General features: G+C 29.7%; 16 protein-coding genes. 10 read left to right on the plus strand and 6 right to left on the minus strand.

Annotated features, from left to right (window positions below; genetic code table 11):
- Positions 1-101: 101 nt before the first annotated feature.
- Positions 102-800 carry a LytR/AlgR family response regulator transcription factor gene (locus tag ACFO3U_RS04155; protein ID WP_379738469.1) on the plus strand — a complete coding sequence of 233 codons (699 nt, stop codon included), beginning with the start codon at positions 102-104 and terminating at the stop codon, positions 798-800.
- Here the strand turns inward: ACFO3U_RS04155 and priA are convergent.
- The 6 genes from priA to ACFO3U_RS04185 form a co-directional block, all read right to left on the minus strand.
- Positions 797-3,247: a replication restart helicase PriA gene (gene priA, locus ACFO3U_RS04160; RefSeq protein WP_379738470.1), complete on the minus strand. Its 2,451-nt coding sequence runs from the start codon at positions 3,245-3,247 to the stop codon at positions 797-799. The two genes, ACFO3U_RS04155 and priA, sit on opposite strands and share 4 nt — an antisense overlap.
- A 121-nt stretch (positions 3,248-3,368) precedes the next feature.
- Positions 3,369-3,929, minus strand: coding sequence for a chalcone isomerase family protein (locus ACFO3U_RS04165; protein ID WP_379738471.1), 561 nt, complete (start codon positions 3,927-3,929; stop codon positions 3,369-3,371).
- A 21-nt stretch (positions 3,930-3,950) separates the two neighbouring features.
- Positions 3,951-4,880 (minus strand): YihY/virulence factor BrkB family protein, encoded by a 930-nt coding sequence (locus ACFO3U_RS04170; protein ID WP_379738472.1) that lies wholly within the window; start codon positions 4,878-4,880, stop codon positions 3,951-3,953.
- Between the two features lie 22 nt (positions 4,881-4,902).
- The gene (gene nadC, locus ACFO3U_RS04175) at positions 4,903-5,760 is read right to left on the minus strand and encodes a carboxylating nicotinate-nucleotide diphosphorylase (protein ID WP_379738473.1); all 858 of its coding nucleotides are present in this window, start codon (positions 5,758-5,760) and stop codon (positions 4,903-4,905) included.
- Positions 5,761-5,863: 103 nt separating this feature from the next.
- The gene (locus ACFO3U_RS04180; protein ID WP_379738474.1) at positions 5,864-6,475 is read right to left on the minus strand and encodes a thioredoxin family protein; all 612 of its coding nucleotides are present in this window, start codon (positions 6,473-6,475) and stop codon (positions 5,864-5,866) included.
- A 10-nt stretch (positions 6,476-6,485) separates the two neighbouring features.
- Positions 6,486-7,019, minus strand: a complete 534-nt coding sequence (locus tag ACFO3U_RS04185) for a TlpA disulfide reductase family protein (protein WP_379738475.1) — start codon at positions 7,017-7,019, stop codon at positions 6,486-6,488.
- 115 nt (positions 7,020-7,134) lie between these two features.
- On the opposite strand from ACFO3U_RS04185, the gene ACFO3U_RS04190 reads away from it, so the two are divergent.
- The 9 genes from ACFO3U_RS04190 (at position 7,135) to ACFO3U_RS04230 (ending at position 16,434) form a co-directional block, all read left to right on the plus strand.
- Positions 7,135-7,707, plus strand: a complete 573-nt coding sequence (locus ACFO3U_RS04190) for a pentapeptide repeat-containing protein (RefSeq protein ID WP_379738476.1) — start codon at positions 7,135-7,137, stop codon at positions 7,705-7,707.
- 211 nt (positions 7,708-7,918) lie between these two features.
- On the plus strand, positions 7,919-9,319 hold the full coding sequence (locus ACFO3U_RS04195) for an anthranilate synthase component I family protein (RefSeq protein WP_379738477.1): 1,401 nt from the start codon (positions 7,919-7,921) through the stop codon (positions 9,317-9,319).
- Between the two features lie 121 nt (positions 9,320-9,440).
- Positions 9,441-10,004, plus strand: coding sequence for an anthranilate synthase component II (locus tag ACFO3U_RS04200; RefSeq protein WP_379738478.1), 564 nt, complete (start codon positions 9,441-9,443; stop codon positions 10,002-10,004).
- A 94-nt stretch (positions 10,005-10,098) separates the two neighbouring features.
- A complete protein-coding gene (gene trpD, locus ACFO3U_RS04205) occupies positions 10,099-11,091 on the plus strand; it encodes an anthranilate phosphoribosyltransferase (RefSeq protein ID WP_379738479.1) in 993 nt (330 codons plus the stop codon).
- A 38-nt stretch (positions 11,092-11,129) separates the two neighbouring features.
- On the plus strand, positions 11,130-11,918 hold the full coding sequence (gene trpC, locus ACFO3U_RS04210) for an indole-3-glycerol phosphate synthase TrpC (RefSeq protein WP_379738480.1): 789 nt from the start codon (positions 11,130-11,132) through the stop codon (positions 11,916-11,918).
- Entirely contained in the window at positions 11,915-12,556 is a 642-nt protein-coding gene (locus ACFO3U_RS04215; RefSeq protein WP_379738481.1) for a phosphoribosylanthranilate isomerase, read from the plus strand. The genes trpC and ACFO3U_RS04215 overlap by 4 nt, the downstream gene beginning before the upstream one ends.
- Positions 12,540-13,733 (plus strand): tryptophan synthase subunit beta, encoded by a 1,194-nt coding sequence (gene trpB / locus ACFO3U_RS04220; protein ID WP_379738482.1) that lies wholly within the window; start codon positions 12,540-12,542, stop codon positions 13,731-13,733. The genes ACFO3U_RS04215 and trpB overlap by 17 nt, the downstream gene beginning before the upstream one ends.
- A 47-nt stretch (positions 13,734-13,780) precedes the next feature.
- Positions 13,781-14,545: a tryptophan synthase subunit alpha gene (trpA, locus tag ACFO3U_RS04225; RefSeq protein WP_379738483.1), complete on the plus strand. Its 765-nt coding sequence runs from the start codon at positions 13,781-13,783 to the stop codon at positions 14,543-14,545.
- Positions 14,546-14,670: 125 nt separating this feature from the next.
- Positions 14,671-16,434, plus strand: coding sequence for an APC family permease (locus tag ACFO3U_RS04230; protein ID WP_379738484.1), 1,764 nt, complete (start codon positions 14,671-14,673; stop codon positions 16,432-16,434).
- Position 16,435 lies beyond the last annotated feature (1 nt).

Raw genomic sequence — 16,435 nt, forward strand, 5'->3', positions numbered from 1 at the left:
AAAATATCTCTTTTGAAATAAAACCCTATTTTTTTAGATAAACTTGTTTATTCTAATGATTAGCAATATATTTACAACATAATAACACATGAATTTGATAGATGAAATTAAATTGTATTGTTGTAGACGATAGTGCCTTGCAGCGTATAACTGTGACTAAACTAATTAATGAGAATCAGTTGTTACATCTTGTCGGTGAGTTTTCTAATGCAACAGATGCCAAAAACTGTATTTCAACAAAAAATATTGATTTAGTTTTTTTAGACATTGAAATGCCTGTAATTAATGGTTTTGACTTTTTAGATGGTCTTAAAGTTAAACCTCAAATTATTTTTATTACTGTAAAAACAGAATATGCTTTAAAAGCGTTTGACTATAACGCTACTGATTATCTTCACAAACCTCTTACTAAAGAACGTTTTAATCTTGCTGTTACAAAAGCATATAACTTATTTAATCTGAAGAAAGAGACTAATGATGATGATGATGAATTTATATTCATTAAAAGCAATTTGAAAAAATTAAAAATATATACTTCAAAAATAAGATGGATTGAAGCTTTTGGTGATTATGTAAAAGTAATTACGGAAGACGATAATCATTTGGTCCTATCTACAATGAAGGCTTTTGAAAAAGATTTGCCTGGTGACAAATTTATTAGAGTACACAAATCTTATATAATTAATGTAAATAAAGTTGAGACATTCAATAGCAAATTTGCTGAAATTGACACTTTTAAAATACCTTTAAGTAGAAATAAAAAAGATGACTTGATGGAAGCTCTTAAAAAATCTTCTTAATAATTATCCACATTTATAGTGACTTTTATGGCTCTATAAAACGCAACCGCTTCAAAACTATTCATTATTTTATGGATAGTTTTTTTGGTTATAGATAAATTCTTCTCTTTCGGAATTTTAATTAATATGGTTCTGATATATTCATTTCTAATGCGACTTATAGCTGGTTCTTCTGGTCCAAGAATTGGCATTGGTAAACTTTGTGATAAAACGTTATATAACCACATAGAACCTTCTTTTAATTTATCGTAATCTCTGTGTTTTAAAGTCAACTTAATTAATTTATAGAAAGGTGGATATTTGAAATTTTGTCGTTCGTAAATTTGTTCTTTAAACATGGATGCATAATCATTACTCAAAACTTGTTGAATAGTATTGTGAAACACATTATAAGTCTGTATCATAACCAAACCTTTCTTTTCTGAACGACCAGACCTTCCTGCTACTTGTGTCATCATTTGAAAAGCTCTTTCGTAAGCTCTAAAATCAGGTTGATTTAATAAATTGTCTGCATTTAAAATTCCGACTAAAGTTACATTGTCAAAATGTAATCCTTTGGCTAACATTTGTGTTCCTACAAGAATGTCTACTTCCCTATTTTTGAATGAATCGATGATTTTTTCGTATCCAAATTTCCCTCTTGTGGTATCTTGGTCCATTCTTCCAATATTTTTATCAGGAAAAATAGTTTTTAATTCTAATTCTATTTGTTCGGTTCCAAAACCTTTTGTCGTAAGCTCAACCGATTGACAAGCGTGACAATGGGTTGGATTTGCAATGGAATAACCACAATAATGACAACGCAATTGATTTTTGTGTTTGTAATAGGTCAGACTCACATCGCAACTTGGACAATTAGGCACGTGACCACAAGTAATACATTCCACATAAGGTGAAAATCCTCTTCTATTTTGAAATAAAATGACTTGTTCTCCCAATTCTAATGCTGTTGAAATTCCTTCTATCAATTCATCCGAAAAATGACCGTTCATTCTTTTTCTGAAATACTTATCTTTTAAATCGATGAGTTTTATTTCAGGTAAAACTACGTTTCCAAAGCGTTCTGTTAATTCGACTAAATTGTATTTTTTAGTTTTTACGTTATAATAGGTTTCTAAGCTTGGTGTTGCACTTCCTAATAAAATTTTGGCTTGATGCTGTTTAGCTAAAACGACTGCACAATCACGAGCATGATATCTTGGAGCTGGAGCTTCTTGTTTGTAGGTTTGTTCGTGTTCTTCATCAACCACAATTAAACCTAAATTTGAAAAAGGTAAAAACAAAGCACTTCGAACACCAATTACGACTTTAGCTTTCTCTGAATTTTCTAAAACTTGATTCCAAACCTCAATTCGTTCGTTGTTTGAATATTTGGAATGAAAAACTGCAACTTGATTCCCAAAATAAGCAACTAACCGTTGTACTAATTGAGTTGTTAATGCAATTTCTGGTAATAAAAACAAAACTTGTTTGTCTTTTTTAACTTGTTCTTCTATAAGTTTGATGTAAATTTCTGTTTTTCCGGAAGCTGTTACACCATGTAATAATGTAATATCATTCTCAATAAAACTTTCTTCTATTTGGTCAAAAGCTTTTTGTTGGGGTTCACTTAGCGTGAAATGACTGTCATCTTCTTTTTCAAAAACAACTCTGTCTTGATTGATGAAATATTCTACAAAAACTTCCTTATCAATTAATGATTTTATAGTTGCTGAAGTACTTCCTGAAAATTCAACTAATTGTTTAACCGAAATAGGTTTCTTTTCTTTGACTTGTAACTGAAAAAAAGACAAAACCAGTTCGCGTTGTTTTTTGGCTCTTGATAAATTTTCTAGTAATAAAGATAAATTATTTTGGTTACTAAATTCATCATGTAGTTTTACATAGCGAACTTGTTTGGGTTTATATTGTTCCGAAATCTCTTCTTGTAATTGCAAAGCTCCTTTTTCGAGTAATTTATTTAGAACAGGAAAAATAGTTTTCTTGCCTAAAATCTTCACTACATCATTTACTGTAATGGATGATTGTAACTTTAAAGCTTCAAAAATCAAATATTCATCGTCTTTTAATTCATTCTCATCAATTTCAACATCTTTTTTAGAACTAATTATGGTTTCACTTTCCAACATGTATCCAGAAGGCAAAGCACTTTTAAAAACTTCTCCTAAAGAACACATATAATAATTCGCAATCCAATTCCAATGTGCCAATTGAATTTCATTTACAATGGGTTTTTCGTCAATTATTTGATGAATTTCTTTGGCTGTGTATAATTGAGGTGGATTATTGTGTTTTCCTATAACTAAAGAAGTATATACTTTACTTTTTCCAAAAGGAACTGCTACTCGCATTCCAATGGAAACATAATAAAATTCGGCTTCAGAAACCTGATAAGTAAAGGTTTTATTTACGGCTAAGGGTAAAACGACTTCAATAAAAAACTGCATAAAGCAAAGATAGTTTGAAAAAAGAGAATAGAAAATAGGAACAAAAGAAAAGACTAAATTATTCTTAAAAAAAAAACACCTCCAAATTGGAAGTGCTTTTATTTATTTAAATGTTGAAGAATTATTTTCCTAACATACCGTCTTTTAAATCGTCATCAGCTGGTTTTTTTCCTAACCAAATTCCGAATAAGGCTTTTTTGAAATCATGTCCTTCAATAGAACCTTTTTTAGCTCCGTTTTTATAAACAATAGTTTCATTGCCATCATACATAATAATAAATGAATCTCCTTTGTTTATTTTTTCTTTGAAGAATCCTTTGAATTTATCAATTTTTGTTTTTAAAGGTGCTGTATTTTTGTTTGTAGCATTTTCAAAACCTTCATTCACAGCACTAATCATTTTGTCAGAAGTAATCATTCCTGAAACAATGTTTAATTTAATAGCTGCAGCATCTTTACTATCAATAATGTCCTGAGCATTTGTAGATTTTTTGGTTACATATAATGATCCTACATATAAATCAATCCACATTTTTTCTCTTAAACCTGCTCCATTTAGAGTTAAATCCTTTCCTTCTAAAGAAAGTTTATCATCAACTTTTACTCCTGATACTGTTTTTTGAGCATTCATAGCAAATGTTGTAAATGCTACTAAAAATAACGCTATAATCTTTGATTTCATAATAATTGTTTTTAATTTTTGTTAAATATATAAATTTTTTCTTTTCAATTTATTGATAGCTGCATTTAATTCGAATCCTAATAAAAGAACCATGCAATTTATCCATATATAAAACATTAATACAAGAAGTGTACCAATTGAACCATAAAGTTCATTATAACGAGCAAATTTTTCTACATAAATTCCAAAAACATAAGAAGAAATTATAATTAAAATTGTGGTAAAAATAGCTCCAGTACTAATAAACCTAATTTTGGCTGTTTCTTTTGTTCCATATTTATATAAAATTGAAGTTGTAATTAAAATCATCAAAATCACAAAAGCATATCTTCCCCATTCTATCAATGAAATATCATCAGAAAAGAAGCCTTGAATTTTTATTTTTTGGATAAAAACTTCAAAAACAATTATTGCTGCAACCGTAATTAATAATAAAAAAGATAGTATCAATGATAAGGCCAAAGAAATTAAATATTGCCTAAAATATCCACGCGTTAAAGTTATATGTTCACTCATTTCAAAGCCTCCTAAAATAGCGTTAACTCCATTTGTCATTAAGAAAATTGACAAAATAAAACCTGTTGACAATAAGCCTTGATAACTGTTGTTCAAGATATCTACGATAATTTTATTGATAGCTTCGAACGTATTAGGAGGAACATTTTGAGCAATAAAATTGATGAAATCCACCTGAAAATTTTTTATAGGAATATAAGGAATCAAATTCAGAATAAATAAGGCAAAAGGAAACAATGCCATGAAAAAACTAAATGCAATTGCACTAGCTCTATAGGAAAATGCTCCCTTAAAAATACCTAAAACATAAAGCTCCAAAACATCATAAAGTGACATTCCTTCAATTAGGGATTTGACCTTTATGTTTTTTGTAAAACGAGCTAATTGCCTAATTACAGGTATTTTTTCGAGCTTTTTTTCAATTAATTCTGACATTCTTGCTGAATTTATTACTAAATTATAAAGCCTTTAAACTCAAATCCATATTGTAAACCGAATGCGTTAAAGCTCCAGATGAAATGTAATCCACACCACACAAAGCGTAATTACGAATGGTTTTTTCATTGATGTTTCCTGAAGATTCTGTTAAACATTTATCTCCAATAAATTCAACTGCTTTTCTTGTAGTTTCAAAATCAAAGTTATCTAATAAAATGCGATAAACTCCACCAGCATTGACAATTTGTTCGACTTCATTCATATCTCTTGCTTCAACGATGATTTTTAACTCTTTGTTGTTATCTTTTAGATATTGTTTCGTTTTTTCAATAGCTTGCGGAATTCCACCAGCAAAATCAATGTGATTGTCTTTTAACATAATCATATCATACAAAGCAAAACGATGATTTTCTCCACCTCCAATTTTTACAGCCCATTTTTCAATAGCACGAATTCCAGGAGTTGTTTTTCTGGTGTCTAAAATTTTAGCTTTGGCATCTCCAATTAAATCAACGAACATTCTAGTTTTAGTGGCAATTGCACTCATTCTTTGCATAGAATTTAATACCAAACGTTCAGCTTTTAAAATCGATTGTGATCTACCAGAAACATGAAAAACTACATCTCCATATTTTACTTTTTCTCCATCTTGGATAAAGGTTTCCACTTCCATATCTGAATCTACGTAATTGAAAATCATTTTGGCAAATTCAACACCAGCAATTATTCCTTCATCTTTTACTAATAGTTTGGCTTTTCCTTGAGCCTCTTTTGGAATACATGCTAAAGAACTATGATCACCATCACCAACGTCTTCTCTAATGGCATTTGAAATTATTATATCTAATTCGGCTTTAAATTGAGTTTCTGAAATCATTCTTGTATTTTTAATAGTGCTAAAATAAGCAAAAGTTTGACTATTAAAATAAAAAACCATGCAAAAAGCATGGTCTTTATTCAATTTTTTATGTTGATTAAATTTAAGCTTTGATGGAACAACCAATAGCTTTTGTTGTTTTAACTTCTACTTCTTTTCCTTTTAAAAGTGAATTAACAGCATCTTCTACATATTTCACTTTTACTTCTTTTTCGTCTTCGTAATTATCATCAATTGATCCAATGTATTTTACAATATTTCCTTTAGCTGTTTTCTCTAAAATGTAAACATGAGGTGTTTTTGTAGCTCCATATTGAGGATATATTTTCTGACCTTCATCAAATAAATAAGGGAACGTAAATCCTTTTTCTCTAGCTCTAACAATCATTTTTTCAAAACTATCCTCTTTATTTTTTTCTGGATTATTTGGATTGATAGCAATCACTGGATAGCCTAATTTCTTATATTTTTTATCCAAAGCAACAATTCTATCTTCATAAGCTTTTGCATAAGGACAATGATTACAAGTAAAAATCACAATAAAACCTTTGGCATCTTTATAATCTTTTAAAGAAACCATTTTGTTATCGATGTTTTTCAAAGAAAAATCTGTGGCAATATCATCAATTTCATAACCTGAAACTGTATCTTTTGTGGTGAAAGCAAAAATAAATACACCAATTAATCCTAACAGAGCAATTCTAAATTTTTTCATTTTTTTAAATTTAATTTATAAACGTTTTAACTTCTTTTTCTAACTGTTCATATTCAAACGATTGTTCGTAAAACTTTCGTTTATTTTTATTAATAATCAATGTTGCTGGAATAGCACCAGACCAATCTTTATCTATCTTTTCAATCCAACTGTTTGCATCTGGGTCATTTAGCAAAACCACTTCAACATTCATTTTTTTCTTTTCTAAAAAAGGCATCAAACTTTTTTCTACAGATTTTGGAAAGTCTAAACTAACTAAAACTAGTTTAAAAGGTTTGTCTTTATACTTTTCATTTAACTTCAAAAAACTTGGTAATTCTTTCACACAAGGTGCACACCAAGTTGCCCAAAAATTGTACACATAAGTAGTATCACCTTCCACTTTCATGTAGGTTTCCAAACCTTCATAATCAAATGATTTTACTTCATAATTAGCACTTTTAATTATTTTCAAAGGTTCAGTTTCTTTATTTTCTTGAGCAACAGTTTTAAACCCAAAAATCATTAAAAACAGTAACAACTCAACTGAAAACGTAAACTTCATACTTAATTATTTATGCTCAAATTTAATCAAATCAATTCCTAAAATTTGCTATTTTAACATAACTTTATTGTTACTTCTTCTTTCTATTTTACTTATTTTTACCAAAAATATTAAAATGAGTGATTATAGTATTGGAGAAAAATTTGAAGGTAAAACTTTTGAAGAAACTGACATAAAATACAAAGAATTTGAAGATTGTCTATTTATCAATTGTGATTTTACAAGTTGTACATTTCAAAACGAAACCTTTGTAGATTGTACTTTTACGGAATGTAATTTCAAAAATACTAAAATCAATTATGTTTCACTTCGTGATGTATTATTCATAAAATGCAATTTCACCAGTGTCAATTTTGCCATGACTGACCAAGTTTTATATCATTTTAATTTTCAAGATTGTATTTTAGATTATGCTCAATTTTACAAATTGAAACTCAAAAAAATGCGTTTTGACAATTGTAGTATGGTTGCCGTAGATTTTATGGAAACCGATTTAACCGAAAGTGTTTTCAATAATTGTGATTTAAGAAGAGCTGTTTTCATCAATACAATTGCAAATAAAGCTGACTTTTATTCAAGTTACAACTATGCAATGGATCCTGAAATCAACAAACTTAAAAAAGCTCAATTTTCAACGGATGGTTTAAAAGGTCTGCTTGAAAAATATGATTTAATTATTAAAGATTAAATAAAATTTGTTTTTTACAATTTACTTTCTATATCTTTGTCAAACAATTAAAGAATAATGAACACATTTTTAAATAATACTTGGTGGTGGAATAACTTACGTCAATCTTCGTGAGCGATTCCTGCTATAGTATAAATTAAATTCAAATACATAGAAAAGGCTTGTCAATCACGACAAGCCTTTTTTTATTGCCTATTTTAAAATATAATTAATGAAAACCTATAAATTAAATACAACCTTCAAACAAATTTTAGCAGATACTATTACACCTGTTAGTATTTATTTGAAAATTCGTGATAAATTTCCGAATAGCATTTTACTTGAAAGCTCTGATTATCATGGCAATGACAATAGTTTCTCTTACATCTGTTTCAATCCAATTGCTTCTATCAAAGTAGAAAATCAAAAAATTGAAACTAATTTTCCTGATGGATTTTCTGAAATTATTCCAATTGATAATCATGTTAATGTTGCCAATGAAATCGAACAATTTTCTAAGCATTTCACCACAGATGAAAACCAATTTAAATTCATCACACAAGGACTATTTGGTTACATTGCTTATGATGCCATTCAACATTTTGAAAATATAAAAATTGCTCAAAAATCATCCGAAAATAAAATTCCTGAAATTTATTATGCTGTTTACCAAAATATTATTGCCATTAACCATTTTAAAAATGAAGCATATATTTTTTGTCATTCCTATGAAAATGAAAACAATATTGCTGAAATCCAACAATTGTTACAAGCAAAAAATTTTGCTTCTTTTAGCTTTGCAAAAAATGGTGAAGTTGTTTCAAACTTAACCGATTCTGAATTTAAAAATTATGTGGCTTTAGCCAAAAAACATTTCCAACGAGGAGATGTATTTCAATTAGTTTTATCTCGACGTTTTTCACAAAATTTTAAAGGTGATGAGTTTAATGTTTATCGTGCTTTAAGAAGTATAAATCCTTCTCCTTACCTATTCTATTTTGATTATGGAAATTTTAAAATATTTGGATCTTCACCAGAAGCTCAATTGGTTATAAAAGATAATCATGCTGAAATTCATCCCATTGCAGGAACTTTTAAACGTACAGGAAATGATGAAGATGATGCTCTTTTAGCCAAAAAATTAAACCAAGACAAAAAAGAAAACAGCGAACACGTTATGTTGGTCGATTTGGCTAGAAACGATTTGAGCAGAAGTTGTAACGAAGTGAAAGTGGAGAAATATAAAGAGGTTCAATTCTTTTCTCACGTAATTCATTTGGTTTCTAAAGTAACAGGAAAATTAAAACCTAACCATCCTTTTATAGAATTGGTTGCTAAAACCTTTCCCGCAGGAACTTTGGCTGGTGCTCCCAAATACAAAGCCATGGAATTAATTGAAGCTATTGAAAAAACAAACCGAAGTTTTTATGGTGGAGCCATTGGTTTTATGGATTTTCAAGGTAATTTTAATCACGCGATTATGATAAGAAGTTTTTTAAGTATAAATCATACCTTACACTTTCAAGCTGGAGCAGGAATTATAGCTGATTCATCAGAAGAAAAAGAAACACAAGAAGTGTACAACAAATTAGGAGCTTTGCAAAAAGCCTTAGATTTAGCTGAAACAATTTAACAAGTACAAGTACAAGTGCAAGTTCAATTACAAGAATCAAATTGAACTTGATTGTAAATTAGAAATTAAAAAATAACATAGTTGATATTGATTTTTGATATTGACATTGAACTTAAAAAATATGAAAATAGTAGTCATAGATAATTACGATAGTTTTACTTATAATTTAGTTCATTATTTAGAAGATTTGAATGCAGAAGTTACTGTTTTTCGTAACGATGAATTTGAATTAGAAGAACTAGAACAATTTGATAAAATTTTACTTTCTCCTGGACCAGGAATTCCGGATGAAGCTGGTTTATTGAAAGATGTGATAAAAAAATATGCGTCAACCAAAAGTATATTTGGAGTTTGTTTAGGTTTACAAGCTATTGGAGAAGTTTTTGGAGCCAAACTAACTAATCTTGAAAAAGTCTATCATGGTGTAGCAACCAAAGTGATGCAAACTGAAGACGATTTCATTTTTAATGATTTACCAAAAGAAACAGAAGTCGGAAGATACCATTCTTGGGTAGTTGCTAAAGAAAACCTTCCAAAAGATTTAATTGTAACTAGCCTTGATGAAAACGGACAAATTATGTCAATGAAACATGCAAAATATGATATTCGTGGTGTACAATATCATCCAGAAAGTGTTTTAACTCCTAATGGAAAGAAAATTCTAGAAAATTGGCTTAGCCATTAATTAACAACAACATACAAACTTATTTTACTATTTCATAGATACAAAATCATTGAAGTATGGCTCAACTTATATCCAATTTTAAAATTTAAAAGACATGAAAAATATATTAAATCGTTTAATCCAACATGAAGTTTTAAACAAAGAAGAAGCTAAAGATGTCTTGGTAAATATTTCTTCTGGAAACTATAATCCAAGTCAAATTGCAGCATTCATGACTGTTTACATGATGCGAAGTATCACCATTGAAGAATTATCAGGTTTCCGTGAGGCTTTATTGGAATTGTGCATTCCTGTAGATTTTTCTGCTTATAATACTATTGATTTGTGCGGAACAGGTGGTGATGGAAAAGATACCTTCAATATCTCAACTTTAGCTTCATTCATTGTTGCTGGAGCTGGAATAAAAGTGGCAAAACATGGTAATTACGGAGTTTCTTCTATTTCGGGTTCAAGTAATGTGATGGAAAAAATGGGTGTTAAATTCACAAATGATATTGATTTTTTAACCAAATCTATCGAGGAAACAAACATTACTATTCTTCATGCTCCTTTATTTCATCCAGCCATGAAAAATGTGGGTCCAATTCGAAAAGAATTAGCCGTAAAAACCTTTTTCAATATGTTAGGTCCAATGGTAAATCCGTCCTTTCCAAAGAATCAAATGGTTGGCGTTTTTAGTTTAGAATTGGCTCGAATGTATGCTTATTTGTACCAAAATACGACAACAAATTACTCAATTTTACATGGATTGAGTGGTTTTGACGAAGTTTCATTGACTGATGATGTAAAGATAATTTCAAATCATTCAGAGCAAATTTTAAAACCCATTGATTTTAATTTTCCAAGCATCAAATTAGAAAGTATTAAAGGTGGAACCACAATTGATGAAGCAGACAAAATTTTCTATAATGTAATTTCTGGGAAAGGTTCAGTTGAACAGAACAATGTGGTTTGTGCCAATGCTGCTGTTGCTATTCAAACTATTGAAAAATCAAATTATGAAGATGCTTTATCCAAAGCACAAGAGAGTTTGAAAACTGGTAAAGCATTTGAAAAACTAAATCATTTAATCAAAATAAGCAGCTAATCACTAATCACTCTTTACTAATTACTAATTACTAAAAAATGAATATCTTAGATAAAATCATAACAGACAAAAAACGAGAAGTTGCTTTAAAGAAAAGCATCATTCTTGTTTCGCAATTAGAAACTTCTGTTTTATTTAATTGCAGCACAAATTCTATGGCAAAATTGCTAAAAAACAGTTTGTCTGGAATTATTGCCGAACACAAACGTCGTTCACCTTCAAGATCTGTAATTAACAACAATCTTTCTGTTGAAGATGTTGTTTTAGGCTATCAAAATGCCGGTGCTTGTGGCATTTCAGTTTTAACAGATGGAAAATATTTTGGGGGAAGTTTAGACGATTTACTTTTAGCAAAAGCTACAGTTAATATTCCTTTATTACGAAAAGAATTTGTGATTGATGAATATCAAATACTAGAAGCGAAAGCTAATGGTGCTGACGTAATTCTATTAATAGCAGCTGTTTTAACGCGTGAAGAAATCAAAAAATTATCTGAATTCGCTCAAAGTTTAGCCTTAGAAGTTTTAGTAGAAGTACACAATTCAGAAGAGTTAGAAAAGTCAATTATGCCAAGTTTAGATATGATTGGCGTGAACAATAGAAACCTAAAAACATTTGAAGTGAGTTTGAATTATAGTAAAGAATTGGCAACTCAAATTCCAGATGATTTTGTGAAAGTTTCGGAAAGTGGTATTAGTTCTGTTGAAGCGGTTAAAGAATTACAACAATATGGTTACCAAGGTTTTTTAATGGGAGAACATTTTATGAAAACTGAAAATCCAGGAAAAGAAGCAAGAGAATTCATCCGAAAAGTATCTTCGAAATGAATAAGATAAAACTAAAAATATGTGGCATGAAATATTCTGATAACATTCAGGAGATTGCTGCATTAAAACCTGATTATTTGGGACTTATTTTTTGGGAAAAATCAAGTCGAAAGTTTGATTTAAAAGAACTTCCAAAATTAGATTCAAATATCAAAAAAGTAGGTGTTTTTGTAGATGCAAGTATAGAGGAAATTCAAAATAAAATCAAAACCTTTCAATTAGATTTGATTCAATTACACGGAAAAGAATCGGTTGATTATTGTGCCAATTTAAAGAATGAAAATGTCGAAATTATAAAAGCATTTTCAATAAATAATGATTTTGATTTCAGTCGATTAAAAACTTACGAAAATGTTGTGGATCACTTTCTTTTTGATACCAAAGGAAAATTACCTGGTGGAAACGGAACTACTTTTGATTGGCATGTTTTAGAAAATTACAACTTACAAAAACCATTCTTTTTAAGTGGAGGAATTGGTTTAACCGAAATAGACAAAATACAAGAATTCCTTGATTCTGATCTATCAAAGTACTGTTATGCGATTGATGTAAACAGTCGTTTTGAAACAGCACCAGGATTAAAAAATAAAAATGAATTAGAAAAGTTTAAAAAATTGTTAGATGAAAACAAATTATAACGTTGACGAAAACGGCTTTTACGGCAAATTTGGAGGTGCTTTCATTCCAGAAATGCTATATCCAAATGTTGAAGAACTAAAAGAAAATTATTTAAAAATAATGGCTGAACCTTCTTTTCAAGAAGAATTCAATGATTTATTAAAACAATATGTTGGAAGACCAACTCCGCTCTATTTTGCCCAACGTTTATCCGAAAAATACAATACAAAAATCTATCTAAAACGAGAAGATTTATGCCACACAGGAGCACATAAAGTAAACAATACTATTGGACAAATTTTAATGGCAAAACGATTAGGAAAAACCCGAATCATTGCTGAAACTGGTGCTGGACAACATGGTGTAGCTACTGCAACTGTTTGTGCTTTAATGGGTTTGGAATGCATCGTTTACATGGGTGAAGTAGATATCAAACGACAAGCACCAAATGTAGCTCGTATGAAAATGTTGGGTGCAACAGTCCGTCCAGCAACTTCTGGTTCAAAAACCTTGAAAGATGCTACTAATGAAGCGATTCGTGATTGGATTAACAATCCTGTGGACACGTTTTACATCATTGGTTCTGTCGTTGGACCTCATCCTTATCCAGATATGGTGGCAAAATTTCAAAGTGTGATTTCTAAGGAAATTAAAGTTCAATTGCAAGAACAAGAAGGTAGAGAAAATCCAGATTATGTAATTGCTTGTGTGGGTGGTGGAAGCAATGCTGCTGGAGCTTTTTACGAATTTTTAGAAGATGAATCGGTAAAATTAATTGCTGTGGAAGCTGCTGGTCATGGAGTGGATTCTGGTGAAAGTGCTGCAACATCTGTTTTAGGAAAAATCGGAATTATTCACGGAAGTAAAACCTTATTAATGCAAACAGAAGACGGACAAATAATCGAACCTTATTCTATTTCAGCGGGTTTAGACTATCCTGGTGTTGGACCATTACACGCACATTTACATGATTCCAAACGTGCTGAATTTATCGCTATTACAGACAAAGAAGCCATGCAATCAGGTTTAGAAATTTCAAAAATGGAAGGCATAATTCCTGCCATTGAAACAGCTCATGCTTTTTCAGTTTTGGATAAAAAACAATTTAAAGCAACAGATATTGTGGTAATCAATTTATCAGGAAGAGGTGATAAAGATTTGAATACGTATATTGAATATTTTAATTTGAGTGATTAGTGATTAGTGATTAGTGAAAAATAACTTAAATTTTAAAACAAAAAACAATGAACAGAATAAATAAAAAACTTCAAGAAGATAAAAAACTGCTTTCAATCTATTTTACAGCAGGTTATCCCAAAATAAACGATACAGTTTCCATAATTGAAGAATTAGAAAAAAATGGGGTTGATATGATTGAAATTGGATTGCCTTTTTCTGATCCTTTGGCTGATGGACCAACCATTCAGGAAAGTTCGACTATTGCTATTGAAAACGGAATGACGACTTCTCTTCTATTTGAACAATTGAAAGACATTCGCAAAACCGTTCAAATTCCTTTAATCATAATGGGTTATTTCAATCCGATGATGCAATTTGGAATAGAAAAATTTTGTCAAAAATGTGCTGAAGTTGGGGTTGATGGTTTGATAATTCCTGATTTACCTTTATACGTTTATGAAAATGAATACAAAGCAACTTTTGAAAAATATCATTTGAAAAACATATTTCTTATTACACCTCAAACGTCAAATGAACGAATTGCACAAATAGATGCTATTTCTGATAGTTTTATTTATATGGTTAGTTCAGCTGCTGTAACTGGAAGTCAATCTGGTTTTGGTGACGAACAGATGAATTATTTCAAACGAATTTCAGACTTAAACCTAAAAAATCCTCAAATTGTTGGTTTTGGAATCAAAGAACATGAGACTTTCACTCAAGCTACAAAACATCAAAAAGGAGCCATTATTGGAAGTGCTTTTATTAAATTTTTGAAAACAAATAAAACAAATAAAATCAATGATTTTATAAAAAAAATTAAAGGATAATTAAAAAGTTCATCAGTTATATATTAATTAATTATTTATTTTTTTTATTCTAAATATTCAATCCTTTTGGTATATTGAATTTAAAATCAGTAAATTTGATAAGCATTGAAAAAAGAAAAAAATAAATGAGTAAATCACACAAAAAATTAAACCAATTAGCTTCAACTGCTATTTGTGGTAATGACATTAGTTCTTCTGTATTATATGTTTCGGCTTTAGCCATTTCTTTTGCAGGACAATATGCTTGGATAACTTTATTAATTGTATCTTTTGTATTATTTCTTTTCCGAAAAATTTATGGTGAAGTGGTTGGAGCTCTTCCTTTAAATGGTGGTGCTTACAATGCTCTTTTGAACACAACAAGCAAAGGAACTGCTTCCTTAGCAGCTACTTTAACTTTATTGTCTTACATGGCAACAGCTGTGATTTCAGCCAATGAAGGAATTCACTATTTACATCATTTAATTCCAATGATGCCAATTATTCCTGTAACAATCGTTCTTTTGTCCATTTTTGCTTTACTAGCCATTATCGGAATAACCGAATCTGCAAAAGTTGCTATTGGAATTTTTATTTTTCATTTATCGTCTTTAGCTATTTTAAGTGGATCTATTATTTATTTCTTAATGCAAAACGGAATTACAACACTATTTGAAAACTGGCATTTCCCTATAACTGGTGGAAGTATTACTAATGCAATTTTTCTAGGATTTGCTGCTTCTATGTTGGGTGTTTCTGGTTTTGAAAGTTCAGCCAATTTTGTGGAAGAACAAGAAAAAGGAGTTTTTCCAAAAACATTACGAAACATGTGGTCAATAGTTAGTATAATAAATCCTCTGATGGCTATTTTTGCACTAGCTATTTTTGCGATTCCTTTGTTACAAAGTGATGCTTATCAAAATACTTTATTGATTCAAATGGGTGAATATGTTGGTGGAGACTGGCTCGCTTTTCTTATTGCAATTGATGCTTTTTTGGTGTTGAGTGGTGCAGTTTTAACAAGTTTTGTTGGTGTTACTGGTTTATTGGAACGAATGACTTTAGACCGAATTTTACCACCTTTTTTCTTGAAGAAAAACAAAAGAGGAAGTTCTTATAGAATTGTCATCATGTTTTTATTATTGTGTATTTCAGTGCTTTTGATAACAAATGGAAATGTAAAACTGTTAGCAGGAGTTTACACGATTTCGTTTTTATCCGTTATGGCACTTTTTGGCATAGGTAACATCCTTTTAAAAATTAAAAGAGATTCTTTACCAAGACCTGAAAAAGCAGGTTGGCTTTCAGTTATAATAGCTATTCTCGCTGTTTTAATTGCGCTTTGGGGAAACATTGTTATGCCTCCAAAAGAAGGTTTACCAAGTAATTTATTGGTCTTTTCTATTTATTTTATTCCAACAATATTATTTATTGCAGTTATGTTAAACCGAACTATTCTCTTGAAAGCTGTTTTAAAAATATTAGATGCTGTTTTTGATCCACTTAGAAAATTTTCTGTAGTTAGTGACCGAAAAATCAATCGTGTTTTACAAAAAATCAACCAACAAGAATTTGTGTTTTTCACCAAAGGAGATAACATTGCAACCCTAAACAAAGTAATGCTTTACATTGAAAGAAATGAGCATACTAAGAAAATAAAAATTGTTACCGTTTTAGAAAAAGGAAATCCTGGACCACCCAATTTGAAACAAGAAATTGACTTCTTAGATAGAGAATATCCAGCTATTGATATTGAATTAGTAATCTTGGAAGGAAAATTTACTCCAAAATTAATTCAAGAACTTTCTCAAAAATGGGAAATTCCAATTAACTTTATGTTTATTGGTTCTCCAACTGAAAAATTTCCTTATAAAATAGAAGAACTTGGTGGTGTGAGATTGATTATTTAAT

Source organism: Flavobacterium ponti (assembly GCF_042652765.1).
GTDB lineage: Bacteria > Bacteroidota > Bacteroidia > Flavobacteriales > Flavobacteriaceae > Flavobacterium > Flavobacterium ponti.